Raw genomic sequence first — 26,841 nt, forward strand, 5'->3', positions numbered from 1 at the left:
CGACATGCATTAGATTTGCGACGACAGCTCGACCGGGAAATCGTCGTTGTCGGCATCCCGCATGGCGGCGAGGCTGCGGTTGTCCAGCACCTCGGCGATCGCCTGGCGCACTTCCAGCATCATGTGCCGGACCTGGCAGGTGGCTTCGTCGCAATCCTCGCAGCGCTGGTATTGCGTGCGGCTGGCGCAGGGTATCGGCGCCAGCGGCCCGTCCAGCACGCGCACGACATGGCCGATCTTGATCTCGGAGGCCGGGCGGGCGAGGCGATAGCCGCCTTCCTTGCCCTTGCGGCTCTGCACAAAGCCGGCATTGCGCAATTCGCCGAGGATGGCGTCGAGGAATTTCTTCGGGATGTTGTTGGCGACCGCGATGTCGTTGACGAAAGCCAATTGGCCAACCGGAAGACTGGAAAGATGCACGAGGGCCTTGAGGCCGTATTTGCCTTTTTTTGTCAGCATGCCCGAGTCAACCCGTTGAAGCCCCAACCACCTCGCATCTGGCGGCTGTTTGTGTGCAAATAATGACGATTTCGCCGCGCGAAGGCATTTCGCGAAAACAAGACGCCAAATGGCACGTTAGGCACAAACGCGTTGATTCTTTGTAACGTTTTGCCGGGATGGTGCCGCATTCGCCATGACTGACGGCAAAAACGAAGAAAGCCGGCTTGTTGCCGGCTTTCCATCATCTATTCTTTGTATGCTGTAGCCGTCAGCGGCTGCCATAGGCCTGGTCGAGCAGGCCGCCGGCGGCAAAATGCTCTTTCTGGATCTTGTCCCAACCGCCGAAGACGTCTTCCACCGTCAGCAGGCGCACCTCCGGGAAGTCGGCCTTGTATTTGGCGGCGACGGCCGCGTCACGTACCCGGTTGCCGTTCTGGGCGAGGATGTCCTGGCCCTCGGGCGTGTAGAGGAAATCGAGGTAGGTCTTGGCCAGATCGCGGGTGCCGTGCTCGTCGGCGACCTTGTCGACGATGGCCACCGGGAATTCCGCCAGCAGGCTGACCGAGGGCGTGACCTGCTCGAACTTGTCGTCGCCATACTCCTTGCGGATGCCGCGCGTCTCGGACTCGAAGGTGATCAGCACGTCGCCGATCTCGCGCTGCACGAAGGTGGTGGTCGCGGCGCGGCCGCCAGTGTCGAAGATCGGCACGTTGTTGAACAGCTTGGTGATGAACTCCTTCACCTTGGCATCATCGCCTTTGAAGGCTTCCTTGGCGTAGGCGGTGGCCGCCAGATAGGTGTAGCGCGCATTGCCCGACGTCTTCGGGTTGGGGAAGATCACCTGCACATCGTCGCGCACCAGATCGTTCCAGTCCTTGATGTGCTTGGGATTGCCCGCACGGACAAGGAACGAAGGCAGCGAATAGAAGGGCGAAGCGTTGTTGGCAAAGTCTTTCTGCCAGTCGGCGGAGACGAGGCCCTTCTTGACGAGGAAATCGATGTCGGTGACCTGGTTGAAGGTGACGACATCGGCGCCCAGGCCCTCGGCGATGGCGCGCGCCTGCGCCGAGGTACCGGCATGCGACTGGTCAATGGTGACGCCCGGATGTCCGGCGACGAAGGCCTTGTTGACCTGAACGAACAGTTCGCGACCGACGTCATAGGAGGCGTTGAGCAGCTTGTCGGCGGACCAGGCTTGGGAGGATGCGAGGAACAGGCCGGCGACAGTGGCAACGCCAAGGAAAAATCGCTTCATAAAAACGGGCTCCGGATGCAATGCGTTAATGGCTGACAATAGCCGTGAGGCATGGGGCAGGGCGAGGCATGCACGACGGTTCCGCAGCCTCGCCGCGAGAAAAGATGTGAACAATACTGCCGGTCCTTAGAATTCTGTTCCAGATGACTTTCGCTTCAGCCTGGGTTTTTCTGTTCCTTGCCTTGTGGCACCTTTTGGCATATACATATGGCATATACAAAGGGAGATCGTTATGCCCCAGCATCGTCGTTCAACAACGCCACCCAAGGAGGCCAAGCTCTTCCGCAACAACCGCAGCCAGGCGGTGCGCATTCCTGTCGAGTTCGAGCTTTCGGGTGACAAGGTCCTGATCAGCCGTGAAGGCGACCGCTTGATCATCGAGCCGGTCCGCAAGCCCGGCCTGACGGCGTTGCTCGCCCAATGGGCGAAGGAGCCACCGCTCGGTCCTGAGGACGACTTCCCCGAGATCAAAGATGCGCCGGTCCAGTCCGAGGACATTTTTTGATGCGGTTCATGCTGGATACGAACATCATCAGCGACATCATCCGAAACCCGGCGGGCAAGGCCGCCATTGCAATGGTGCGTGAGGGAGACGCCGCTGTGTGCACCAGCATCGTCGTTGCCTCGGAGCTAAGATATGGCTGCGCCAGGAAAGGGTCGACCAAGCTGCTCAAGAAGGTCGAGGACCTTTTGGCTGAGATCCCTGTCTTGCCGCTCGATGTGCCAGTGGATGCCGAGTACGGCGCACTTCGCGCCGAGCTGGAGTCCGTTGGTCAACCCATTGGCCACAATGACCTTTTTATTGCCGCTCACGCCTGTGTGCTGGGCACCATTTTGGTGACCGCCAACATCGGGGAGTTCACCCGGATACGGAAGCTGAAGGTCGAGAACTGGCTGGAATAGCGCCTGACCCGAGGATCAAGCCGCCGGGAACAGCTTCCAACGCCCCGGTCGGAAGGCTACCCGGCTCTTCTGCGCCGCCGGATGGTCGACTGGCAGTTCGATCTCGACCCGCTGGCGCTCGCCGCCGATCTCGAGTTCGACGCGCCGCGTGCCGGCAACGCGGCGGCTGGCGGCGACCGTGCCGGCGATGCAGCCGCTGCAGCCATCGAGCAGTTCGACATCGTGCGGGCGGAAATACAGCGTCGCGTCGCCCTCGGGCGCATGCGGCGCGGACAGCCCGATGGGGCGATCGGCGAGCCAGATCTCGCCATGCTCGACCTTGACGGGAAGCGAGCTCGATTCGCCGATGAAGCCATAGACGAAGGGCGAGTTCGGCGTGTCGTAGATGTCGTCGGCGGTGCCGACCTGCTCGATGCGACCCTGGCTCATCACCACGACGCGGTCGGCAAGTTCCAGCGCCTCTTCCTGGTCGTGGGTGACGAAGACGGTGGTGTGGCCGGTGCGGTCATGGATCTCGCGTAGCCAGCGGCGCAGTTCGCGGCGCACCTGCGCATCGAGCGCGCCGAACGGTTCGTCGAGCAACAACACCTTGGGTTCGATCGCCATGGCGCGTGCCAGCGCCACGCGCTGGCGCTGGCCGCCGGAGAGCTGCGCCGGATAGCGCTTTTCAAGCCCCGAAAGCTGGACGAGGTCGAGAAGCTCGGAGGCGCGACGTCGGATTTCCTGAGCCGGCGGCCGCGAGGACCCATGCCGGACTTTCAGGCCGAAGCCGATGTTGTCGGCCACGGTCATGTGCCGGAACAGCGCATAATGCTGGAAGACGAAGCCGACATTGCGCTCCTGGATCGACTTCTGCGAAGCGTCCTCGTCGCCGAAGAAGATTTTTCCACGGGTCGGCCGCTCCAGCCCGGCGATCAGCCTGAGCAGCGTCGTCTTGCCGGAGCCGGATGGCCCCAGCAACGCGATCAACTCGCCCGACTTGATATCGAGCGACACATCGTGGAGCGCCGGAAACCGCTCGAACTCCTTGCGCACGTTGGCAACGCGAACTTCCATACAAATCCCTCTGCTAATGTCCGCGCGTCGCGGCAAGCTCGGCGCCGTAGCGCATCTCGAGCAGTGTTTTCAAGACCAACGTGACGAGTGCCAGCCCGGCAAGCAGTGAGGCGACGGCGAAAGCGCCGACCGCGTTGTACTCGTTATAGAGGATTTCGACGTGCAGCGGCATGGTGTTGGTCAGGCCGCGTATATGGCCCGAAACCACGGACACCGCGCCGAATTCGCCCATGGCGCGGGCGTTGCACAGGAGCACGCCATAGAGCAGTCCCCACTTGATGTTGGGCAGCGTCACGTACCAGAAGGTCTGCCAGCCATTGGCGCCGAGCGAGAGTGCTGCCTCCTCATCGCCATTGCCCTGTTCCTGCATCAGCGGGATCAGTTCGCGGGCGACGAAGGGGAAGGTGACGAAGACGGTGGCCAGCACGATGCCCGGCACGGCGAACAGGATCTGGATGCCATGTCCCTTCAGCCACGCTCCGAGCAGCCCTTGAGCGCCGAACAAAAGCACATAGACCAGGCCTGAAATGACCGGCGAGACCGAGAAAGGCAGGTCGATCAGCGTGGTCAGAAATGCCTTGCCCTTGAACTCGAACTTGGCGATCGCCCAGGCGGCGGAGATGCCGAAGACGACGTTGAGCGGCACCGAGATCGCCGCGACAAGCAGCGTCAGGTGGATCGCCGAGCGCGCATCCGGTTCGACCAGCGCTTGCGTATAGGCACCGATGCCTTTCGCCAGCGCCTCATGGAAGACAATGATGAGCGGTAAAAGCAGAAAGATGCCGAGGAAGGCAAAGGCAATCGCCATCAGCACGGCCTGCGCCGGACGGCTTTCGGTCACCGCCGCCGAGCGGCTCTCATGGTAGGGTTCGTAGGATTTGATCTCGGGATCAGCCATAGCGCTTGCGGCTCCATGTCTGCACGAGATTGACGACCAGCAGCATGACGAACGACAGAGCCAGCATGATCGCCGCGATCGCGGTCGCTGCCGGGTAGTTGTATTCCTCCAGCCGGATGACGATCAGAAGCGGTGCGATCTCGGATTTGTAGGGCAGATTGCCGGCGATGAAGATGACCGAGCCGTATTCGCCGACGCCGCGCGCAAAGGCCAGCGAAAAGCCGGTGATGATGGCCGGCGCCAGGCCCGGAAACAGCACGCGGGTGATGATCTGGAAGCGGCTGGCGCCAAGCGTGGCGGCCGCTTCCTCCACTTCCTTGTCGATTTCTTCCATGATCGGCTGCACCGTGCGCACGACGAAGGGCAGGCCGATGAAGACGAGTGCGACGACGATGCCAAGCGGCGTGTAGGCGACCTTGATGCCGAGCGGCATCAGCAATTTGCCGATCCAGCCGTTCGGCGCATAGAGCGTGGTGAGCGCAATGCCCGCCACCGCCGTCGGCAGGGCGAAGGGCAGGTCGACCATGGCATCGACGATGCGGCGGCCGGGAAAGCGGTAGCGCACCAGCACCCAGGCGACCAGCGTGCCGAAGACGACATTGACGATCGCCGCGAGGAAGGCGGTGCCGAAGCTGATTTCCAGCGCGTTGAGGGTCCGGCGGTCGCTGGCGATCGCCCAGAATTCAGCCCAGCCGAGAGAGGCCGAGCGCCAGACCAGCCCGGAAAGCGGAATGAGGATGATGAGGGTGAGGTAGGCAAGCGAGAAGCCGAGCGTCAATCCGAAACCCGGAATGACACTCGGCTGCCTGAATCGCCACCCCGCCTGCGCGGGTGCTGTGGTCATGGAGTTCTGGATTGTCCCTTCTTACTCAACCAGACTTGCCGAAGAAGCCCATTCGCGGGCTTCCTCGGGACTGCCGAACCTCACTGGGCCGGCTTGTAGATCTGGTCGAATATACCACCGTCGCCGAAATGATAAGGCTGTGCCTTCTTCCAGCCGCCGAAAAGCGGGTCGTCGATGGAGATCAGCTTGATGTCAGGCGTCTTCGGAATATCCGCCGGCGCGACCAGTTCGGGCTTGGCGGGGCGATAGTGGTTCTTGGCGATAATCGTCTGGCCTTCCTTGGAATAGAGCCAGCCGAGATAGGCTTCGGCCACCTTGCGCGTGCCCTTGGCGTCGACATTGGCGTCGACAATGGCCACAGGCGGCTCGGCCAGGATCGATGTCGGCGGATAGACGATCTCGAAATTGTCGGCGCCGAATTCGTTAAGTGCCAGATAGGCGTCGTTTTCCCAGCCGATCAGCACGTCGCCGATGCCCTTTTGCGCGAAGGTCACGGTCGAGCCGCGCGCGCCGGTGTCGAGAACCGGGGCATTGGCGTAGAGCTTGCCGACGAATTCCTTGGTCTTGGCCTCGTCGCCGCCATCATTGGCGTTGGCGTAGGCCCATGCGGCGAGGTAGTTCCAGCGGGCGCCGCCCGAAGTCTTGGGGTTCGGCGTGATCACCTGGACGCCGTCCTTGACCAGATCGCTCCAGTCGTGAATGCCCTTGGGGTTGCCCTTGCGGACCAGGAAGATGATGGTCGAGGTGTAAGGTGCTGAATTGTTTTCGAATTTCTTGCGCCAGTCGGGGTTGATCTTCTTCGACTTCGAGACGATGGCGTTGATGTCGCCCTCAAGCGCCAGCGTCACCACGTCGGCATCGAGGCCGTCGATCACGGCGCGCGCCTGGGCGCCCGATCCGCCGTGCGACTGCTGGATGGTCACCGTCTCGCCGGTCTCGGCCTTCCAGTGCGCGGCAAAGGCCTCGTCATAAGCTTTGTAGAGCTCACGTGTCGGATCGTAGGACACGTTGAGGATGGTGGTGTCGGCAAACGCGAAACCGAGCGTGCCTGATAGAACCGATGTGACGACCAGTGCGCCGAGCAGTTTCCTGAAATGAGGTTTGGTCATTTCTGCCTCCGTTGAACCCGCGCCAAATCTACCGAATTGATAGAAATTAGATGCATCGAATGTTGCCTTTTTTGCCCCATTGGAGAAAATCTTCGACGAAATTTTTCATCCTGTAGAAATATCTTCCGCTGCGCGCGACCGCAGCGAATCCACGCCGCTAGCTGACCTATGTAGAAATGTGAGGTGTCGGGGCAAGGCCGCAGGGAATCGATGGCGCGAATTACTCGGCGGTAACGGGAAAGTCGAAACGCTCCTTGGCGAACGGTTCGTCTGCCAGCGTGAAGTGCCACCATTCGCGGGCATAGTTCTTGAAGCCGGCGGTACGCATGGCGGCGACAAGCAGCTTGCGGTTTGCCGCCGCTTCACTGCCGAGCGGGTGGTGCGACGTCTCGCTCATTGGGTCGAAACAGTCGAAACCGGTGCCGAAGTCGAGCGTATCGGCATCGATGGCGCCGCAGGCCGGCTTGGAGACGGATGGACCGTCGACCTGCGCAATCGCGACATCGACGGTCGAGCCGCGCGAATGGGTTGACAGTTCACCGACATAGCCCTTGGCGATGAGGTCGCCACGCCGCACCTTCGGGTACCATTGCGGATCGGGCGGCCCGCCCTCTCGTGTCCATTTGCCCATGTCGGCGACGCCTCGGGCAGGGCGGTAGCAGTCGAACACGACCAGTGTCAGGCCTTTCACGGCAATTGCCTGCTGGACGCCAGCCAGGGCTTGCGCCGCCTGCAAGGTGAGAATGCAGACCGGTGCGTCGTAGCCGCTCACCTTGCGGTGGAGGAAATCGTCCGGTCCGGCGTAGCGGATGTCCTGGCGGATCGAGGGGGCGATATCGGCGAGGCGGACGAAGCCGGCGGGGAGGGGATCGGCGGAAACGGGGAGAGGGATTGCCGCGACAAGGATCGTTGCTGCCAGGGCTGAGGCTGCCGACAGTCGAGGTCTGCGCGAGGCACCCCCCTCTGCCCTGCCAGACATCTCCCCGGCAAGGGGGGAGATTGAGCGCTCAGCCGCTTTCGCCAATCTCCACCATTGTAGAAGTGGACTAGACGCCGGAGCTGCCGATCTCCCCCCTTGCGGGGGAGATGGCCGGCAGGCCAGAGGGGGGTGCCTCGGAACAGGCATGGGTAAGTATCCTGCTATCGGCTGACCTTGTAGAATGCCAACGCGCAGAATCGCTTGGCTCGGTCTATTCAACGAAGACTTTCACGCTCGCCGCCCGCCCCGCCGCGTCGATCACGGTCAGTGTCGAGTAGCCAGCACCGTCCGGTTGCCAGGTCGCGGTGCGGCGGCGGTCGATACCAGCCAGTGGCTTGCCATTGGCCAGCCAGCGGAAGGGCGCACGGCCGCCTTGCAGTTTCAGCACCAGCGGCGTGGCGTCGGCGGAGTTTGTGGCAAGGTCGACGCGGGCGCCGTCCGGCGGGAAGATGATGGTCGGGGCGGGTTCGGTCGGCGTTGCCTGCACCAGCCCGTCGGCGCCGGCGCCGAAGCGGGCGAGCGTCACCGGCAGATCCTCGCGCTTGGGGGTGAAGGCGCCGGGCGGCTTGCCCGGCAGCGGCACGGTGGCAAGGCCCGAGCGGACAAAGCCTTCGAACAGGATAGGGGCGGCCGAGACATAGCCGGAGAGGCCCGGGACCGCCCCGGCATCGGGACGGCCGACCCAGACACCCAGGACATAGCGGCCGTCGAAGCCGACCGACCAGGCATCGCGATAGCCGTAGGAAGTGCCGGTCTTGTAGGCGATGCCGCGTTGCAAGGCGCCTTCCGGCGGTTTTACCCCCGACAAGATGTCGATGATCTGCCAGTTCGCCTGCTCGTTGAGGATGGTGGCGGTGGTGCGTTCGGCATTGGCCGGCTCGGTGCCATCATGCAGCGTGTGCGTCTTGCCGCCATTGGCGAGCCCCGTATAGAGCTGGACGAGGTCACGCAGCGTGACGCCAACGCCGCCGAGGCCTATCGCCAGGCCCGGGGCTTCGTTGATCGGCAGGATCGGGTTGACGCCGGCTTGGCGGAAGCGCGCCGTCAACCGCGCCGGGCCGACCGCGTCGAGCACGCGGATCGCCGGCACGTTGAGCGACAGTTGCAGCGCCTGGCGGATCGAGACATCGCCCTGATAGCCCATGTCGAAATTCTTTGGCCGGTAGCCGCCGAAATCGACTGGGCTGTCCTCGATCAGCGTTTCCTGCGCCACCAGTCCCTGTTCGAAGGCGAGGCCATAGATGAACGGTTTCAGCGTCGAGCCGGGCGAGCGCACGATCTTGGTCATGTCGATCCAGCCGGAGCGGCTGGCGTCGAAGAAATTGGCCGAGCCGACTTCGCCCAGAATGTCGCCGGTGCGGGAGTCGGCCAGCACCATGGCGACGGAGAGACGCGGTCCAAGTTTGATGGCGGCATCGCGCGCCACCTGTTCCAGCCCCTGCTGGACGCTTTTGCGGATCGTCAGCTTGAGCGGCTGACCGGGAACGGCCCTGGGCAGCATCGCATAGGCGGCGTGCGCGGCGAGCGCCGGCAAAGTGCGGCGCAGGCCCGACACGTCGTCGAGCGCGGCGCGGGCCGCCTCGCGTTCGCCGATCAGGCCTGATGAGACCATGCGGGTCAGCACGCGGTCGCGGGCGGCGTGGGCGATTCCGAGATTGCGGTCGGGCCGGCGCTTTTCCGGCAATTGGGGAAGGGCGACGAGCAGGGCGGCTTCCGAGACGGTAAGCCGCTTCGGCTCCTTGCCGAAATAGGCGAGCGAAGCGGCGCGCACGCCTTCGAGGTTGCCGCCATAGGGCGCCAGCGTCAGGTAGCGTTCGAGGATCTCGCGCTTGGACAGCCGCCGCTCGATCTGGATGGCGCGCAGCATCTGCTTGATCTTGGAGCCGAGGCTGCGGCTTTCGCGCGGCTCGATCAGGCGGGCAAGCTGCATTGACAGGGTCGAGCCGCCGGAGACGATGTGGCCGCTGGTGATGAGCTGCCCCGCGGCGCGGCCAAGCGCCAGCACGTCGACGCCCTGATGATCCCAGAAACGCTTGTCCTCATAGGTGACCAGCATGTCGACGAACTGCTTGTCGACCTGGTCGAGCCGGGTTTCCAGCCGCCAGTAGCCGTCCGGCGTGGCGAAGGCGCGCAGCAACTGGCCGTCGCGGTCCTGGACCTCGGTGGAGACCGTCAACGTCGCCGGGAGTGGCGGCGGGAAGGCGCGGTCGAGTTCCCACAAGGTAGCTGTGGCGACCGCCGCAAAACCCACCAGGGAGGCGGCGGCGATGCCTGTTCGACGGAGAAATTTTCTGGAGAGCATGGCGCTGCCCCTCATCCGCCTGCCGGCACCTTCTCCCCGTAGAACGGGGAGAAGGGAACTGTCGTCTGCGCAATCGCCATTTGCATGATCGTCACGACAGGTGCCTTACGGCGCCTTGATCTCCATCATGCCGGTGGCGGTGCGGGCCGAAAATTGCGGCCGGTACATGTCTTCCACCGTTGCCGCCGGATGGGCGTAGGTGCCCGGCGTCACGGCGCGCACGACATAGGCAAGCGTCAGATTGTGGTCGTGCTCGCCATCGGCCGGGTTGAACGCCGCGACGAAACGGTCGTCGCGGAATTCGAGATGGGCGGCGTCGGTCTGCGCCAGCCAGGAGAAGTTCGTCAATTGCGCGCTGGAGACCAGGCCGGGATTGTCGATCTCGAAGCCGGCGGGCAACAGGTCGGTGACCAGCAGGCGCGACGGCCAGCTGTTCTGTTCGGTGACCTTGAGCACGACGACATAACGTTCGTTCTGGGTGGCCTCCGTCACATTGGCTTCGGTGCCATCGAGCTTGTAGTAGGTGCGGTCGATGGTGAAGCCGTCGCCGCCGGCCGGCAAGGGCTGGATCGGCGACGCCACGGTGGTGACGACGGCCTGCAGCGGGGTCTTGCCGGTGTTGGCGATTTCGAGCGGGCTGTCGACCAGTTCGGAGCCGTTGACCTGGTTGGAATAGCCGCCCGAATGCGGCGCGCCATTGACGGTCAGCGTGATCGAGTCATTGCCTTCCTTCAGCGCGCGGGCCGCCAGCAGCATCCAGGAATCGTCCTGGGTGCTGGTCCAGCGCACTTCGGCGCGTTCCCTGGTCACCAGCTTGATCAGCTCCGGCACGATCGTCGACACCGGCTTCGATTCCGCCGCCAGCGACAGCATCGCCGCGCCGTCACGCAGCGCCGAGCCGTAGTCGGAGCGGTACCAGTCGTAGTCGGTTTGCGACTTTTCGAGCTGCAGCGCGGTCTTGAACGTCGCCTCCGAGCGCTGCGTGTCGCCGTAGAGCGCAAGGCTCGCCGCCAGCTGGGCAACGGCCATCGGGCTCGTGAAGGCTTCGAGCTGAGTGTCCGCGTAGTAGCGCAGGTCGCCGATCGAGGCCTTCTTGTTGCGGGCGAGAACGTAGAGGGCGTAGGCGATCTCGCTGCCGCGGTCCTGTACGCTCTGGTCGTAGCCGAGCGAGTTCTGCAGATTGCTCAGCGCCTGGTTCATGGCCAGCGCCGGCACGTCGTATTTCTGCTCGCGCGCCCTGGTCAGGAACTCGCTGACATAGGCGTCGAGCCACAGATCGCCGGAGCCCGGACCCCACAGGCCGAAGCTGCCAGACGAGGACTGGTAGCTCAGCACCTTGTAGATGGCATCCTGGATGCGGCCGTGCAGGTCGGGGTCGCTCTCCATGCCGACGCCCGACGCCATCTCATTGACGTAGAGAAGCGGCATGGCGCGGCTGGTGGTCTGCTCGGCGCAGCCATAGGGGTAGCGGTCGAGCGTCATCAACAGCGAGGGCACGTCGAAGGCTGCCGCCTGCGAAACGCCGACGCTGACGGAGGCACCCTCAAGCAGGCTTGCCGCCAGCAGCTCCTTGTCGACGCGCAGCGCGCCGCCATTGCCCTTGAGGTCGACCACAAGGCGCGTGGTGACCGGCAATTGCGCCGGGCGCACCGGCACGTAGAGCGTCTGCTCGACCTTGGTGCCGTCGGCATGCGCCAGCTTGATGGTGAGCGAGGCATTGCCCGGCGTCTTTGCGATCAGCGGCACGGTCAGCGTCTGGCGCTTGCCCTGGGCGAGCGTCAGCTTCTGGGGCAGGGGCTTGTCGCCGGTCGACAGGTCGCCCGTCGTGTCGATCGAAAAGGCATAATCGCCGGCCGGACCGTCCGTGTCGGCCACGTCGAGCCGCATGACGGCGGCATCACCAGGCGCCAGGAAGCGCGGCAGGCCGGCGGTGATGACCACCGGGTCGCGCACGATGACATCCGACTGGGCATGGCCGACCGCTTCCTTGGTCCAGGCGACGGCCATGACGCGCACGGTGCCGTTGAACTGCGGGATGTCGAAGTCGATCCGTGCCTTGCCGTCGGCGTCGAGCTGGACCGGGCCGGAGAAGAAGGCGACCAGCTTTTCGGTGGGCGGGCTGCCTTGCGCCTGCATGTTGGCGCCGTCACCGCCGGTCCGAAGCTTGCCGGTGGTGCCGAGCGAGCCATCGATCAGGCGGCCATAGATGTCGCGTATCTCCATGCCCAGCATGCGCTGGCCGAAGAACCAGTTCTCCGGGTCCGGCGCCTTGTAGTTGGTCAAGTTGAGGATGCCGACATCGACGGCGGCAACCATGACATAGGCGTTGGTGCCCGGCTGCACGCCGGCCACGGAAACCGGGATCGACAGCTGCTGGCGCGGCATGGTCTTGTCCGGCGGCGTCAGCGTAACCGCGAGCTTCTTGGCGCCCGGATCGACCGTCAGCCATTTCACGCCGATGGCGCGGGCCGGCATGCGCGTTTCCTGCGCATCGCCCGGCCGGAACAGGGTTGCCGTGACATAGGCGCCGGCGCCCCAGTCGTCGCCGACCGGAATGTCGACGGTGCTGCCGCCGGCCGGCACGGTCGCCGTGATGGTCTTCAACAGCTTGTCGGAACCGATATTGATCAGAAGTTCGCCGGCAAAATGCGGCGAGACTTTCAGCTTGGCCACTTCGCCCGCGGCATAATTGTCCTTGTCGAGGGCGATTTCCAGGCCGTCGGGCGTTTCGGTGGTCGTCGAGGCGACATACCAGCCGGCGTCGAACTCATAGCTGGTCGCAGGTCCCTCTGGATCGGAGGTTTCGACCTCGAGCCGGTACTGGCCCCAGTCGACCGGCACGGAGACGGTGGCGTCGCCATCGGCGTTGAGGTCGATCTGGCCGTTGGCGATCGACTTGGTGAGGGTGACCGGCTCGTAGTTCCACGAATTGCTGGAGCGGTACCACTGGTAATTGCGTTCGACCTTGACCAGCGTCCACTGCGCGCCTTTCAGCGCCTCGCGCTTGCCGGAGGGATCGACCGCGATCAGGCTGAATTTGGCCGTGCCGCCCTGCGGCACTTCACCATCGGCGAAATCCGGACGGATGCCGATCATATGGCCTTGCGGGCGGATGCCGATGTTGAGCGAGCGCTCGATGGCGCGGCCGCCGGTTTCACGCATGCGCACCGTCACCTTGCCGTCGACCAGCTTGGTGGTCGAGGGCAATTGGTCGACGGTAACCGGGAAGGTCGCCTTGCCGTCATCGCCGACCACCGGCAGGTTGGTCAGCGGCGTGACCGTGGGCTCCGCCGACTGCTCGTCGGCGAGGCCGAAGGAGAAGTTGGGGAAGCGGTCCCAGTCGCGCGCCGTCGACAGCGTCAACTCGCCTTCCAGGGCCAGGCCCGCCGCCGGCGCGCCATAGAGGAAGCGGCCGTCGATGTTGATGTTGGCGGTTTCGCCACGCTCGATTTCCTGCTTGTCGGCCTTCATGTCGAATTCGATGCGATCCGGCACGAAATCCTCGACCAGGAACATCTGGCTGGCGACCGCCGGCTGCTTGGGATCGGTGTAGATCGACACCGACCAGGTGCCGCGCATGGCGTTGGGTTCCAGCGGCAGGTCGACGGCATGGCCGCCGGCCGAAGCGCCGTCGCTGACGATGCGGCGGTCTTCGACGCCGTCTGGGCGCGAGAAGATGAAGGTCAGCGGCAGGTTCTCGACCGCCTTGGCCGCGCCATCGCGGGCAAGGGCGGCGACATGGACATCCTCGCCGGCGCGGTAGATGCCGCGTTCGGTCCAGGCATAGACGTCGAGCGCGCCGGGCGCCGCGCGCCCGGTGACGCCGCGGTCGGAGAGGTCGAAGCCGGCCTTGGACATGTCGAGGAAGACGAAATCATTGTCGCCCTGCTTGGCCATCAGCACGGCCGGCACCATGCCGCCGTCGCCGCGTGTCAGGCCGGGATTGAAGACGGCGTGGCCGTCGGCATCCGATGTCGCGGTGCCGAGCACCTCGTTGTTGCGGGCGACCAGCGTCAGTTCGGCGCCGGCAATCGGCTTGGCCGAGCCCAGCGAACGGGCAAAGACATTGAGCCCATCCTGGCCGGTATAGGTCGACAGGCCGATGTCGGAGACGACGAACCATTGCGTGGCCATCGAGCCATAGTCGTCGCTCTTATCGTTGACCGGCTGGGCGGTCAGCACATAGACGCCGGGCTTGCGCTGCGGCACCGCCTCGTCGACGGGGAAGGAGGTGGTGACCTCCTTGTTGAGGTCGTTGACGATGTCGAGCTGGCCTTGCCAGACCGGCGAGCCCATCTGCTCGGAAATGTTGGAGATGTCATAGCTGTCGAGCTGGTGCAGGAACTGATAGCCCGACAGAAGCTGCGCCAGCGAGCGGTCGCCGATGCGGTAGAGCTTCATCTGGGCGGCGTTCATGTTGACGGTGACGACCGGAATGCCGCGGCGTGCGCCGGCCGGCAGCACGAAGCTGTCGCCGGTGAAGCGGGCGGATGGGGCGCGGTCCTGCACATAGATCGACAGCACCACGGGAGCGGCGGTCACTTCGCCAATGGCCGCCGGCAGGCCGGCGCGGAAGGTGACATCATAATGCTGGCCGTGTTCGAGCCCTTCGACGCAGATCTGCTTGTCTTTGGCCTCGACGCCTTTGGGCGGCGCGTTGTCGACAGTGACGAACTGCGCATAGTCGACGCCGGTCTTGACCAGTTCCTCGGAGAATTGTGCGCAGATGCGCGGCGCGCTGGTGTCGGCATCGACGCTGTGGTCGACGACACGGAAACCCTTGCGGGCCTTGAGGTCGGCATAATCGGCCTGGACAGCCGGCGAGGTGACAAGCGCAAGGCTCGCCTCATAGGCCTGCAGGGCAGGACGGTAGAGATCGCGCTTGTCGAGGCCATTGCCGAGCAGCGCCAGCACGTCGGCGCGCGTCTTGGTGGTGCGCAAAAGCTTATAGGCGTTGAAGGCAGCGGAAGTGCCGTTCATCGGGAAAGTGGATACTTCCGCGGTGCTGGCTGCGGGCTGCACGGCAAGGGTTTCGCGCGCCAGATTGAGCCAGAGCTGGCCGTCATCGGGCATCACCGAGACAGCGGCTTCGTATTTCTGCATGGCGGAGCGATGGTCACCGGTCAAAACGGCCTGCTCGGCCGCGTTGATCAGGGCCGCCATGCCTTCGGTCGGCTTGTCAAAAGCGGGGCCAAGCAGCTTGTTGCGGTACTGCTGGGCCTGGTCGGCCATCCAGTTGGGGAAGAAGGCGAGTTCCGGCGGCGCGCCGATATCGGGATCGCCGTCAATGTTGACGATCTTGCCCGCAACCGCGCCGCTGAAGGGCTTCAGCTGGTTATAGTCGGATTTGAGAAAACACCATTTGGCCTTGGTGTTGTAGGTGAAGGCGCGGCAGGCCGGATCGCCAAGGCATGTCGTCTTGCACTGGTCGAGGGTGACATTCTGGTCGGATCTGAGATCAAAGCCGAAATAGTCGGAATTGTCTGTTGTTGCGATTCGCCGGGCTTCGGCCGCTTGCGCGACGCTGTTCCAGGCTAAGACATTGGCCCAGGCAAGGAAAAGAAGGATAAGGATAGACAGACCACGAGCCGCGCGCATTGCCATAACACCCTCCAGACAAGTGCAGACGTCCGGGCATGTTCAAGCTTCAGTCAAGCTTGTCAACGCGCGAACGCGGCAGGTTCCGCCTGCCAACGGTTTATTTCCCGGCCAAGGACCGGTATGCGAACAGTAACCTCCACGGGACAGGGGATCACGCATTCTTGCGGAAACGCAGAAGGTGTGAATTCCAAGCCCGTCCTATTTCAGACAATTGGATTGTGGCCCCTTTACGAGCGCTTCAGAACTTCATTCCAATTTTAGTTTTGTAACCTAGGTTGTCTTAATGCCGGCGCATGAAAAGCAGATGTCAGGAAGGACCGCGCCAGGGCGCGTTCTTCCGCGCGCCCTGCTTTTGGCCATGATGTGCGCGAGCGCGCTGGCCGCCGAATCACAGCCAGCCGCCGCTTTCGAGCTTTTCGGCATCAAGCTGTGGGGATCGTCCAACGACGAGGACGCCGATATCGTCGATCCGCTGCGCTATGCCGTGACCATCACTGCGCCCGATGCAGACAAGGCCCTGGTCAAGAAGCTTGAAAACACCTCGGCACTGAAAGGCGATGAGGACCGGCCGGTCTCAGGCTCGCTCGGGCTGATGGCCAAGGCGCGAAGCGATCGTGAACAGCTGGTCGCCGCACTTTATGCCGATGCCCGCTATGAAGGCGTGGTCACCATCACCATCGACGGCAAGCCGCTCGACGACTTGCCGCCGGACGCCGAATTCAAGGGCCCGCAGCCGATTCCAGTGGCGATTGTCATCGCCGCAGGGCCCAAATTCACGCTTGGCAACATCAGGCTGGAAGGCGACGCGGCGGGGCTGATGAGCGCCGATTACGGCCTGATATCAGGCGGCGACGCTGGGTCCGGCGCGGTGCTCAAGGCCGAGGCGCTGATCGTGCGGACGCTGAAGGAGCAGGGCAGGCCGCTGGCCAAGGTTACCGACCGGCAGATCGTCGCCGACCATGCCACCTCGACGCTCGACGTGACGCTGACTGTCGCCGCCGGACCGGTCGCCGGCTATGGCGCGACCACGGTGGAAGGCACGGAGAAGGTCGACCGCGACTTCACCGAATACATGACCGGGCTGAAGCGCGGCAAGCAGTACTCGCCGCAGGAGATCAGCGATGCGCGCGACCGGCTGCTGGCGCTCGAGGTCTTCAACAGCGTGACGTTCAAGGAAGCCGACAAGCTCGACGCCGACGGCAACATTCCGATCGGCGTTCAGGTCAGCGAGCGCAAGCCGCGCTATTTCGGGCTGGGCGGCACTTTCTCGAACACCGAGGGCCTTGGCCTGGAAGGCTATTGGGGGCACCGCAACCTGTTTGGTCACGCCGAAAAGCTGCGCATCGACGGCGCCATTAGCGGCATCGGCAGCAACAATCTGTCCGATCTGAACTACAATGCCGGCATCATGTTCGAGAAACCCGGCGTGATCGGGCCGGCATCGAAATTCTTTGCCAGTGTGAAGACCGTGCTCGAGCATCCGGACGCCTACGACCATTTCTCGATCAAGGGCAGCACCGGCCTGTCCTATGAACTCGACAAGAAGCAGACCGTCTCGGCCGAGGTCGCGCTCGACTACTCTCGGATCCACGACGCCTTCGGCAAGCACAAGTACCTGATCGCCAGCATTCCGCTGCAATATGTCTACGATAACCGCGACAACCGGCTGAACCCGACCAGCGGCTTCAGGGTGCTGGCCTATGCCGAACCGAGCTATGACATCATGAATGGTGCGGCCTTCCTCAAGCTGAGGGGCGAGGGATCGGCCTATCAGTCGCTGGATACAGCCTCGAAGTTCGTGCTGGCCGAGCGCGTCGCCGCCGGCTCGATCGTCGGCACCGGGTTGCAGAATGTTCCGGCCGACCGGCGTTTCTATTCCGGCGGTGGCGGTTCGGTGCGCGGCTATGCCTATCAGGGCATCGGCCCGAAAGACTTCAACGGACAGCCGATCGGCGGCCTGTCCTTCTTCGAGACCTCGGTCGAAATGCGCATCGCCGTCACCGACACGATCGGCATCGTGCCGTTCGTCGACGCCGGCACGGTGTCGACGAAGTCGGTGCCCAATTTCTCCGACGTCAAGGTCGGCGCCGGCGTAGGCCTGCGCTATGTGACGCCGTTCGGGCCGCTGCGCATCGATGCCGCCGTGCCGCTCAACCGCGATCCCGGTGACCCGCGTTTCGGCATCTATGCCGGCATCGGACAGGCATTCTGACGATGAAAACGGTCCGGCGCATCCTTCGCATTGTCCTCTACACGCTGCTGATCGTGGTCGCGGGCGCCATCGGCGCGCTAGTCGTGCTGACCAAAACCGAGCGCGGACGCGACAATCTCTCCGGCATCATCTCGCGGCTCGCCTCAACCGACGACCGCAAGATCACCGTCAGCGGCATTGACGGCATCTGGTCGGGTAACCTCAGCGTCGACCATGTCGTGCTGGAAGACCGCCAAGGCGCCTGGCTGGTGGCGCGCAAGGTCGCCGTCGACTGGTCGCCGCTTTCGCTCTTGTCGAAAAGCTTCAGCGCCGACCGCATCGCGGCCGAGCGCATCGAACTCGCACGGCTGCCGGTGGCAAGTCAGCAGCCGCCGGCGCAGAGCGGCACGACGACGCTGCCGGTTTCCATCGACATCAAGCAGATCGACCTGCCGGAAATCGCGCTTGGCCAGCAACTGGCCGGCAGCGGCATTGCCGAACTCGCCGCCAAGGGGATGCTCAAGGCCGATGCCGCGCCGCTGGCGGTCGAGACCACACTTAACGTCACCCGCCATGACGGCAAGCAAGGCAATGTCGACGCCAAGATCCACTTTGCGCCTGATGACAACAGGCTTGACCTCGACCTCAAGGCTTCCGAGCCAGCAGGCGGCATCATTGCTAATCTGCTCAAGCTGCCCGATGCGCCGCCGGTAGACATAGCCGTCTCGGGCACGGGGCCGCTTGCCAACTGGAACGGCATCGCCACCTTCACGGTCGACGGCAAGATCGTCACCCAGCTGACGGGCCGTCATCAACTTACCGACAAGGGCAATCACGTCGAGGCCAAGGGCGATGGCGAGTTCGCGCCTTTCCTGCCGGAAAATCTGAGGCCACTGTTTGCCGGCAAGACCAGCTTCGATGTCGCCGGCACCGCGACATCGGCCGGCGGCATCAGCGTCGACCACGCCAACATCGAAAGCGATGCGATCCATGGCACCGCGGCCGGCATCGCCGACCCTGCCGGCGCCAGCGATCTCTCGGTTGAAATTGCCGCCAAGGGCGCACCTGTGCCGATCATCGTGGGCAATGCGGCACAGCCAATCACGGTGGTCATCCGGAACATCACCGCCCGCGCCTTTGGCGACGGCAAGGCGCCGATCATCGACATTGGTGCCGCGCTGGTTTCGGTGGTCGCGGGCGGCACGCAGCTGAACGATCTGGCGGCGCAGATCCATTCCGACGGCTTCGACATCCAGAACCGCGCCGGGCCGTTTGCCGTCAAGCTGACGGCGGGTGGGCTGAAGACCGACGTGGCGACGCTGGCGCCGCTAATCACCGGCAAGGTCGATGTCGATCTGGGCGGATCGCTGAGCAAGGACGCCATCACCATCGACCAGGGCACTTTGCGCTCCGATGCGCTCAACGCCTCGTTGACCATGACGGTGGCGCTTGCCGATCTCTCTATGCAGCTCAAGATGAATGCCGATGCGGTGTCGACCGCCTTGCCGCCGCAGATCAGCTCGGTGCTCGGCGAGCGGGTGAAATTCTCAGCCGCCGCAACGCGCGATCCGCAGGGCTCCTTTGCCGCCAATTCGATCTCGTTGACCTCCGGTTCGCTCAGCGCCAGTGGCACCGCCAGCGCACAAGGCAGCGACATCCAGGCCGACATCAAGGRCACGCTGGGCGACGTCTCGGTGCTGTCGCCGATGGTCGGCGTGCCGGTTGCCGGCGGTGTCGATTTCGCCCTGACGGCAAGCGGCCCGCGCTCGGCCCCGGATTTCAGCGTCTCCGCCGGCAGCGACAGCCTGACAGCCTCGGGCCGCACGGTGAAGGCGATCAAGCTGACGGCGAGCGGCAAGGCCGACATAGTAAGCCCCTCGGCCGATGTTTCGCTGACCGGGACCGTCAACGACGAGCCACTGGACATCAAGGCGGCATTGGTGACGAGCGAGGGCAAGCGCTCGATCAACGGCTTTCTGGTCTCGCTTGGCGACAACAAGGTTTCGGGTGACTTGGCCTTGGACGACAAGTTCATGCCTTTGGGCACGCTGACGCTGGCCGCACCCGCCATCGACCAGTTAGCGGCACTGGCCGGCCAGGCGGTGACCGGCGATATCAACGGCACCATCGGCTTTGCCAAGGACGGCGAGACGCCGTCGGTCACCATCGATGCCAAGAGCACGTCGATTGCGCGCGGCGAGGTGACGGCCAAGACCATCGCCGTCAACGCGCTGATCGCCAACTATCTCAAGGCGCCGGCAATCTCGGGCACCATCAAGGCTGACTCGGTCACCTCGGGCGCCACCGAAATCAGCGGCATCGGCGTCGACCTGAAGCGCGACGGCGATTGGACCAATTTCACTGGTGGCGCCACCATAGCGGGCATTCCAGCGACCGCTGCCGGTCGGGTCAAGATCGCCCAGGGCACCACCAGCGTCGAGATCGCTTCGGGCGAAGCCACGGTCCGCGGCATCAAGGCGGCAATCGCTGAAGCCTCGACATTGACCATCGCCAATGGCACCACCAGCATCGAGAAGCTGGCGCTCGACATTGGCGGCGGCACGGTGACGCTATCGGGCAGCGCCGGCCAGACGCTCGATCTTGCAGCACAGTTCTCGGCGCTGCCGGCGGCGCTTGCCAATGATTTCGTGCCCGGCCTCGATGCAGTGGGTACGCTCGGCGGCACGGCGCAAGTTAAGGGAATGCCGGCTGCTCCGGAGGTTCGGTTCAATGCGCAGCTTGCCGGCGTCGAAACCAGCCAGACCCGCCAGGCCGGGCTCGGGCCGCTCGCGGTCGATGCGGCCGGCACCTATACCTTGGCCGGCGGCGTCGCCCTCGACCATGCGACGCTGTCCGGTGACAAGATTTCCGGCACGGCCACCGGCACCATCAATCCGAACGGCGCCAGCGATTTTGCACTGGATCTCACCTCATCCGGCCCCAGCCTGCCGCTGACGTTCGGAAGTGCCGCGAGCCCGGTGAAGATCGAGGTCCGGTCCTTGTCGGCCAAGGTGGCGGGCGAGAGCACGCAGGCCCGCCTCGATGTCTCCGCGATCCTGCCTTCGGTCACCACCAGCCCGGCCAAGGTGGAAGGACTTGCCCTGGCATTGCATTCGGACGCTTTCGACCTCAAGAACCGCGCTGGACCGGTTTCGGGCACGGTGTCGGTGGACAAGGTCGGGCTCGACAATGCCGCGATCGCGCCGCTGATCGCCGGCAAGGTCACGGCCGCGCTCAATGCCCGGCTGACATCGGACGGCGTCGCCATCGACAGCGGCTCGCTCAAGAGCGATGCGCTCAACAGCCAGGTCGCCGGCCAGGTGTCACTGCGCGACGGCACCATCGATCTCAAGCTGAGTGCGGATGCCCCATCATCGGCCTTGCCGGCGGCGGCGCGCGGCATGCTCGGCGAACGCGCGCAGATCAGCGCCACGCTGAAGCGCGACCCCAACGGCAGTATCAATATAGATGGATTGAAGCTGACCTCTGGCGCTTTGACGGCCGGCGGGCAAGCGAGCCTTGCCGACAACAAGCTGGCCGCCGACATCAAAGGCGCTCTGAGCGACATCTCGCTGCTGTCCAAGGACGCCAAGGGCGCCATTGCCTTCGCGCTCAATGCACAGGGGCCGGCCATCGCACCTGATCTGTCGCTGACCATCAACAGCGATCGGCTGCTGGTGGCGGAGCGCGAGATCACCGGACTGAAGCTCACGGCAACCGGCAAGGCCGATGCCGCCAATCCAGCGGCGAGTGTGCAGTTGACCGGCAATGTCGCGGGACAGGCCTTGCAAGGCAGCGCTGTGCTGGCAACGGCGGACGGCAAGAGCGCCATCAATGGCCTGCTTCTATCGCTGGGCAAGAACAAGATCTCCGGCGATCTGGCGCTGGACGACAAGTTCGTGCCGGAAGGCACGATCTCGCTCGACCTGCCCGACATCGGGCCGCTCGCCGCGCTGGCGCTGGAAAAGGCCGAAGGCGATGTGCGCGGCACGATCGCCTTCTCGAAAAACGGCGCGGCACCCCAGGTCGCCATCAAGGCAGCGACCGGTTCGATCACACGCGGCGACCTGCAGGCGAAGGCCGTTTCCATCGACGCGCTGATCGCCAACTATCTTGCCGCTCCGGTGATCTCGGGCAAGATCCGCGCCGACACGGTGACATCGGGCGGCACCGTGATCAGCGGCATCGATGTCGATTTGAAGCGCGACGGCGACTGGACCGGCTTTTCCGGCGGCGCCACGGTCAAGGGCATTCCGGCCAAGGCCGCCGGCCGGGTGAAGGTGGCCAATGGCACCACCACCATCGAGCTTGCTTCCGGCCAGGCGACCGTCCAGGGCATCAAGGCGGCCATCGCCCAGGCTTCGACGATCAGTATCGCCAATGGCACGACGTCGCTGGACCGGCTGGTGCTCAATCTCGGCGGCGGCACGGCGACGGTGACCGGCAAGGTCGGGCAGGCGCTCGACATCAACGCGACGCTGGCGCGGGTGCCGATGTCGCTCGCCAACAGTTTCTCGCCTGGCCTCGATGCCGCCGGTTCGATTTCCGGCACGGTCAAGGTGACCGGCGCGCCTTCCAGTCCGGCCGTTGCCTTCAATATTGACGCGGCCGGCGTGCAGACATCGCAGACCCGAGGCGCCGGTGTTAGCGCAGTGAGTGTTTCCTCGTCCGGCACCTTTGCCGGCAACAAGCTGACCTTCAACGCCAATCTCAGCGATGGCGGCGGACTTGGTCTCAAGGGCGGCGGCACGGTGACGACGGCAGGTACGCCGGCGCTGGTGCTCGACTTCAACGGCGCCGTGCCGTTCGGCATGCTCAGCCAGAAGCTGGCCGCGCAAGGCCTGGCGCTGACGGGAACCGCCAATGTCAATGTCCAGGTGCGCGGTCCGGCGACATCGCCCGGCATCGGCGGCAGCATCAGCACCTCGGGTGCGCGGCTGGTGGATGCGCGCTCGGGGCTCGCCGTCAACGATCTCACAGCCGATGTCTCGATCGGCGGCGGCGTCGCCAGGATCAACCGGCTCACCGGAACCTTGTCGACGCGCGGCAGCCTGTCGGCCAGTGGCACGGTCGGCATCAACCCGGCGCAAGGTTTTCCGGCCGACCTGTCGATCAAGCTCACCGACGGCCGCTATACGGACGGGCGCGTGGTGACCGCCAATCTTGGCGGCGACCTGACGATCAAGGGGCCGCTGACATCGGCACCGGTGATTGCCGGCACCGTCAACCTCGCCAAGACCGTCATTACGGTTCCGGACAAATTGCCGGGCTCGCTCTCGGCGCTCGACGTCAAGCACAAGAACGCGCCAGGCGCGGTCAAGGCGCAGGACAAGGCGCTGCGGCCGGCGACGGCCGGCGGCAAGGGCAGCGGCAGCGGGCTTGTGCTTGACGTCACCGTCAATGCGCCGAATCAGATATTCATCCAGGGCAGGGGCGTCGATGCCGAGCTCGGCGGCTCGCTCAAGCTGACCGGCCCGGCCTCGTCGCCGCAGGCCGTCGGCACCTTCACCCTGCAGCGCGGGCGGCTGTCGATCCTCGGCAAGCGGCTGACCTTCACCGAGGGTACCGTCGGCTTCTCCGGCTCGCTGGTGCCCTACCTCAACCTGACCGCGACCACGACGACGACCGGCGCCACCGTCACCATCGTCGTGTCGGGCGAGGCGACCAATCCGAAATTCACCTTCTCATCGGTGCCGGCGCTGCCCGAGGACGAGGTGCTGGCGCAACTAATCTTCGGTCGCTCGATGTCGAACCTGTCGCCGCTGCAGATCGCGCAGCTGGCCGAAGCGGCCGGGCAATTGGCCGGCGTCGGCGGCTCGACGTCGCTGCTGGAGAACCTGCGCAGCGCCATCGGCGTCGACGATCTCGATGTCACCACCGACGACCAGGGCGGCACGGCGGTCTCGGCCGGCAAGTATCTAAACGACCGCACCTATGTGACCATCCAGAAGGGCGACAAGCCGGGTTCGGGCAAGGCGACCATCGACCTCAATGTCGGGCGCGGCGTCAAGTTGCGCGGCGAGGCGACTGATGCCGGCGAGGCCAAGGGCGGCATCTTCTACGAAAAAGAATATTGAGGGCTGGCCCTCCACCATGGCCCGGACTGGCGCTGTCGTAACCAGTGCAAAAGTCTCAGTTTAATCGCCCTGAGTAGATTCTGGCGGAATCTGGGCGCACTAGCAATTTTGCGTCAAGACTGTCGCTATCGCGCGTACCGCTCCCTTTTCAAAGTTGCACATTCGCTAACATGTTCCCAATCCAAGCCGTCTTTGACATCATGGCCTGGATGCGGAATGTTAATCGGCGGAAAGCCAACAATGGGAGTTAGTCATGACAATCTATAAGAGTAATGGCGACAGCGTTCCGGATCACATCCTGGCCATGGCCGAAGAAGCCAAGGCAGGTAATGTCGATCGCCGCGAATTCCTGGCGCTCGCCAGCGTCTTCGGCGCCTCGACGGCGATGGCCTATGGCCTGCTCGGTCTCGCCGATCCGACGCCGGCAAAGGCGGATGAGGTAAAGGGCAAGAAGGGCGGCACTCTCAAGATCGCCCAGTGGATCAAGGATCCGAAGGACCCACGCAAGGCCGACTGGTCGGAAATCGCCAATGCCGAGCGCCAGGCGCTTGAGCCACTGGTCAAGTACACCACCGAATACACGTTCCGCCCTTATCTGCTTGAAAGCTGGGACGTCAACGACGACGCCACGCAGTACATACTGCATGTGCGCAAGGGCGTGACCTGGCACAACGGCGATGCTTTCACCGCCGATGACGTGGTGCACAACTTCAACCGCTGGGGCGAGAAGGCCGCCGAAGGCAATTCCATGCCCGGCCGTCTTGGCACGCTGTTCGACGACAAGACGGGCAAGTTGCGTGAAGGCGCGGTTACCAAGGTCGACGACATGACCGTCAAGCTGTCGCTCACCAAGCCCGACATCTCGATCATCCCCGGCATTTGTGACTATGTTGCTCTCATCGTCCACAAGTCCTTCGACGAAAAGGGCGGTGACTTCAAGGCCTGCCCGATCGGCACCGGCCCGTTCGAACTCGTCTCCTATGATGTCGGCCAGAAAGTGGTCTACAAGCGCCGCGCCGACGACAAATGGTGGGACGGCGAAGTGTTCCTCGATGGCCTGGAGTTCATTGACTACGGCACCGATCCGGCAGCCATGGTCAGCGCTTTCGAAGCAGGCGAAGTGCACACCAATTTCGAGACCTCGGCCGACTATGTCTCGATCCTCGACAAGATGGACCTGGTCAAGTCCGAGGTCGTCACCGCCTCGACTATCGTCTGCCGCACCAACGTCAACAACAAGCCTTATGGCGACCAGAAGGTGCGCAACGCGCTGCAGCTTGCGGTCGACAACAACGTCGTCCTCCAGCTCGGCTACGGCAATGCCGGTTCGGTCGCCGAGAACCACCATGTCTGCGCGATCCATCCGGAATATTACGAGCTGCCCAAGGTTGCCCGTGATCCGGCCAAGGCGAAGGCGCTGATGGCGGAAGCCGGGCAGGCCGATTTCGAACATGAACTGATCACCGTCGACGAGGATTGGCACAAGAACACCGGCGATGCGATCGCCGCCCAGTTGCGCGACGCCGGTATCAAGGTGAAGCGCACCGTGCTGCCGGGTTCGACGTTCTGGAACGACTGGCTGAAGTATCCGCTGTCGATGACCAACTGGAACATGCGGCCGCTCGGCGTCCAGGTTCTGGCGCTGGCCTATCGCACCGGCGAGGCCTGGAACGAGGCTGGCTGGTCGAACCCCGAGTGGGATGCCAAGCTCAATGCGGCGCTCGCCGTTGCCGACGCCGCCAAGCGCAAGGAAATGATGAAGGATATCGAGCAGATCCTGCAGGATTCCGGCATCATTATCCAACCCTACTGGCGCAAGCTCTACAGCCACTCGGTCAAGGCGGTGCAGAACTACAAGATGCACCCGACCTTCGAGCGCGACTACGGCAAGATCTGGCTCGACCAGGCTTGATCGCACCGACAAGGGAAAGGGGCGTCAGCCTCTTTCCCTGCTGTTTGCATCATCTGTCCCCGTTGGTCCGCGCTTCTCTAAAAAAGTTGCGGACTCCCGGGCAAGGTCATGCAACAAAAACAGGGTTGATCGCATCCGAAGGCCTGTTTGACGGCCAGCCTCGCCGGTCACGGCAGGGTTGGCTTTCATAGCCGGCTCAAACCCCAACCCATCGGCAGGGGGCCGCCATGCTTTCCTTCGTTATCAGGCGTCTTGGCACCATGGCATTGACGATGCTGTGCCTGACCATGGTCGTCTTCTTCCTGATCAACCTTGAGCCCAATCTGAAGAAGCTGGCGATCAGCCAGACCGAAATGCATACGTCGGCCGAGCAGCTCGAGAGCTGGCTGGCCGGGCATGGCTACCGGCAGAACTTCTTCGTCCGCTATGGGCAATGGCTGGGCGTCATGCCCAAGCAGCCGGTGACCGATCCGGCGACCGGCAAGCCGGCGCAGCGTTTCTCGTTTTGCAATGATCCGATCGTGCCGACCTTCGCCGGCGTTTTCGAGGGTGATTTCGGCTGCTCGACCAAGTTCAAGGCAACGGTCGCCTCCAAGCTGTTCCCGGCACTTGGCGCGACCGGCATCCTGATGTTCTGGGTGCTGGTGGTGATGGTGCCGATCTCGCTCTTGATCGGCATCCTGGCCGGTATGCGCGAGGGTTCGCGAACCGACCGGGTGCTGTCGGTGGCCTCGATCGCGTCGACGGCGACACCCGAATATGTGTCGGGCGTCATCTTCACCGTGATCTTCGCCTCCTGGCTTGGCTGGCTGAACGGCTCGGCCGCGTCGGCGAGCCAAGGCATCACCTTTTACAATTTCACGCTGCCGGTCATGACGCTGGCGATCTACGGCATCGGTTATATCGCCCGCATGACGCGCGCCTCGATGGTCGAGGTGATGACGCAGCAATATATCCGCACCGCCCGGTTGAAGGGTCTCTCCTTCCGCAGCGTGGTGGTCAAACATGCGCTGCGCAATGCGCTGATCGCGCCGTTCACCGTCATCATGCTGCAGTTTCCCTGGCTGCTCACCGGCGTCGTCATCGTCGAGGTGATGTTCCGCTATCAGGGTTTTGGCTACACGCTGGTCGAGGCCGCCGGCAACAACGACATCGACCTGCTGCTCGGCTGCTCGCTGGTCTCGGTGTTCATCGTCTTGATCACGCAGCTCATTTCCGATGTCGGCTACGCGTTTCTCAATCCGCGTATCAGAGTTCAGTAGGGGGCGAAGCG

General features: G+C 63.9%; 15 protein-coding genes. 6 read left to right on the top strand and 9 right to left on the bottom strand.

Annotated features, from left to right (window positions below):
• Nucleotides 1–9: 9 nt before the first annotated feature.
• Both AC1DX4_RS19510 and AC1DX4_RS19515 read right to left on the bottom strand, forming a co-directional pair.
• A complete protein-coding gene (locus AC1DX4_RS19510; RefSeq protein WP_010910348.1) occupies nt 10–459 on the bottom strand; it encodes an RrF2 family transcriptional regulator in 450 nt (149 codons plus the stop codon).
• A 250-nt stretch (nt 460–709) separates the two neighbouring features.
• Nucleotides 710–1,696, bottom strand: a complete 987-nt coding sequence (locus AC1DX4_RS19515) for a sulfate ABC transporter substrate-binding protein (RefSeq protein ID WP_475450017.1) — start codon at nt 1,694–1,696, stop codon at nt 710–712.
• Nucleotides 1,697–1,928: 232 nt separating this feature from the next.
• Between AC1DX4_RS19515 and AC1DX4_RS19520 the strand changes: the two genes are divergently transcribed.
• Nucleotides 1,929–2,201 carry an antitoxin gene (locus AC1DX4_RS19520; protein ID WP_477221841.1) on the top strand — a complete coding sequence of 91 codons (273 nt, stop codon included), beginning with the start codon at nt 1,929–1,931 and terminating at the stop codon, nt 2,199–2,201.
• Nucleotides 2,201–2,599: a PIN domain-containing protein gene (locus AC1DX4_RS19525; protein WP_477221842.1), complete on the top strand. Its 399-nt coding sequence runs from the start codon at nt 2,201–2,203 to the stop codon at nt 2,597–2,599. The genes AC1DX4_RS19520 and AC1DX4_RS19525 overlap by 1 nt, the downstream gene beginning before the upstream one ends.
• A 15-nt stretch (nt 2,600–2,614) precedes the next feature.
• On the opposite strand, the gene AC1DX4_RS19530 is transcribed toward AC1DX4_RS19525, so the two are convergent.
• From AC1DX4_RS19530 to AC1DX4_RS19560, 7 genes are all read right to left on the bottom strand, one after another.
• Complete coding sequence (locus AC1DX4_RS19530; protein ID WP_477221843.1) at nt 2,615–3,655, bottom strand: sulfate/molybdate ABC transporter ATP-binding protein; 1,041 nt, start codon at nt 3,653–3,655, stop codon at nt 2,615–2,617.
• A gap of 13 nt (nt 3,656–3,668) precedes the next feature.
• On the bottom strand, nt 3,669–4,553 hold the full coding sequence (gene cysW / locus AC1DX4_RS19535; protein ID WP_477221844.1) for a sulfate ABC transporter permease subunit CysW: 885 nt from the start codon (nt 4,551–4,553) through the stop codon (nt 3,669–3,671).
• Nucleotides 4,546–5,397, bottom strand: coding sequence for a sulfate ABC transporter permease subunit CysT (gene cysT / locus AC1DX4_RS19540; protein ID WP_475450021.1), 852 nt, complete (start codon nt 5,395–5,397; stop codon nt 4,546–4,548). Before cysT ends, cysW begins: the two co-directional genes overlap by 8 nt.
• Nucleotides 5,398–5,477: 80 nt before the next feature.
• Nucleotides 5,478–6,506 (bottom strand): sulfate ABC transporter substrate-binding protein, encoded by a 1,029-nt coding sequence (locus AC1DX4_RS19545; RefSeq protein WP_477221845.1) that lies wholly within the window; start codon nt 6,504–6,506, stop codon nt 5,478–5,480.
• A gap of 220 nt (nt 6,507–6,726) precedes the next feature.
• On the bottom strand, nt 6,727–7,485 hold the full coding sequence (locus tag AC1DX4_RS19550) for a M15 family metallopeptidase (protein ID WP_477221846.1): 759 nt from the start codon (nt 7,483–7,485) through the stop codon (nt 6,727–6,729).
• Nucleotides 7,486–7,696: 211 nt separating this feature from the next.
• Entirely contained in the window at nt 7,697–9,787 is a 2,091-nt protein-coding gene (gene pbpC, locus AC1DX4_RS19555) for a penicillin-binding protein 1C (RefSeq protein WP_477221847.1), read from the bottom strand.
• Nucleotides 9,788–9,892: 105 nt separating this feature from the next.
• Nucleotides 9,893–15,391, bottom strand: a complete 5,499-nt coding sequence (locus AC1DX4_RS19560; protein ID WP_477221848.1) for an alpha-2-macroglobulin family protein — start codon at nt 15,389–15,391, stop codon at nt 9,893–9,895.
• Between the two features lie 280 nt (nt 15,392–15,671).
• On the opposite strand from AC1DX4_RS19560, the gene AC1DX4_RS19565 reads away from it, so the two are divergent.
• The 4 genes from AC1DX4_RS19565 (at nt 15,672) to AC1DX4_RS19580 (ending at nt 26,830) form a co-directional block, all read left to right on the top strand.
• The gene (locus AC1DX4_RS19565) at nt 15,672–17,600 is read left to right on the top strand and encodes an autotransporter assembly complex protein TamA (protein WP_477221849.1); all 1,929 of its coding nucleotides are present in this window, start codon (nt 15,672–15,674) and stop codon (nt 17,598–17,600) included.
• A 2-nt stretch (nt 17,601–17,602) separates the two neighbouring features.
• Nucleotides 17,603–23,656 (top strand): translocation/assembly module TamB domain-containing protein, encoded by a 6,054-nt coding sequence (locus tag AC1DX4_RS19570; protein ID WP_477221850.1) that lies wholly within the window; start codon nt 17,603–17,605, stop codon nt 23,654–23,656.
• A 253-nt stretch (nt 23,657–23,909) separates the two neighbouring features.
• Nucleotides 23,910–25,568, top strand: a complete 1,659-nt coding sequence (locus AC1DX4_RS19575; RefSeq protein WP_477221851.1) for an ABC transporter substrate-binding protein — start codon at nt 23,910–23,912, stop codon at nt 25,566–25,568.
• Nucleotides 25,569–25,795: 227 nt separating this feature from the next.
• Complete coding sequence (locus tag AC1DX4_RS19580) at nt 25,796–26,830, top strand: ABC transporter permease (protein ID WP_477221852.1); 1,035 nt, start codon at nt 25,796–25,798, stop codon at nt 26,828–26,830.
• The last annotated feature ends 11 nt before the right edge of the window (nt 26,831–26,841 follow it).

Source organism: Mesorhizobium sp. P3_A8 (genome assembly GCF_056402995.1).

What these genes read in the sequence shown, in the direction of transcription:
- AC1DX4_RS19515 (WP_475450017.1), bottom strand. Translation starts at nt 1,696, where the DNA reads ATGAAGCGATTTTTCCTTGGCGTTGCCACTGTCGCCGGCCTGTTCCTC.
- AC1DX4_RS19550 (WP_477221846.1), bottom strand. Translation starts at nt 7,485, where the DNA reads ATGTCTGGCAGGGCAGAGGGGGGTGCCTCGCGCAGACCTCGACTGTCG.
- AC1DX4_RS19525 (WP_477221842.1), top strand. Translation starts at nt 2,201, where the DNA reads ATGCGGTTCATGCTGGATACGAACATCATCAGCGACATCATCCGAAAC.
- cysT (WP_475450021.1), bottom strand. Translation starts at nt 5,397, where the DNA reads ATGACCACAGCACCCGCGCAGGCGGGGTGGCGATTCAGGCAGCCGAGT.
- AC1DX4_RS19575 (WP_477221851.1), top strand. Translation starts at nt 23,910, where the DNA reads ATGACAATCTATAAGAGTAATGGCGACAGCGTTCCGGATCACATCCTG.
- AC1DX4_RS19545 (WP_477221845.1), bottom strand. Translation starts at nt 6,506, where the DNA reads ATGACCAAACCTCATTTCAGGAAACTGCTCGGCGCACTGGTCGTCACA.
- cysW (WP_477221844.1), bottom strand. Translation starts at nt 4,553, where the DNA reads ATGGCTGATCCCGAGATCAAATCCTACGAACCCTACCATGAGAGCCGC.
- AC1DX4_RS19565 (WP_477221849.1), top strand. Translation starts at nt 15,672, where the DNA reads ATGCCGGCGCATGAAAAGCAGATGTCAGGAAGGACCGCGCCAGGGCGC.
- AC1DX4_RS19580 (WP_477221852.1), top strand. Translation starts at nt 25,796, where the DNA reads ATGCTTTCCTTCGTTATCAGGCGTCTTGGCACCATGGCATTGACGATG.
- AC1DX4_RS19520 (WP_477221841.1), top strand. Translation starts at nt 1,929, where the DNA reads ATGCCCCAGCATCGTCGTTCAACAACGCCACCCAAGGAGGCCAAGCTC.
- AC1DX4_RS19530 (WP_477221843.1), bottom strand. Translation starts at nt 3,655, where the DNA reads ATGGAAGTTCGCGTTGCCAACGTGCGCAAGGAGTTCGAGCGGTTTCCG.
- AC1DX4_RS19510 (WP_010910348.1), bottom strand. Translation starts at nt 459, where the DNA reads ATGCTGACAAAAAAAGGCAAATACGGCCTCAAGGCCCTCGTGCATCTT.
- pbpC (WP_477221847.1), bottom strand. Translation starts at nt 9,787, where the DNA reads ATGCTCTCCAGAAAATTTCTCCGTCGAACAGGCATCGCCGCCGCCTCC.
- AC1DX4_RS19560 (WP_477221848.1), bottom strand. Translation starts at nt 15,391, where the DNA reads ATGGCAATGCGCGCGGCTCGTGGTCTGTCTATCCTTATCCTTCTTTTC.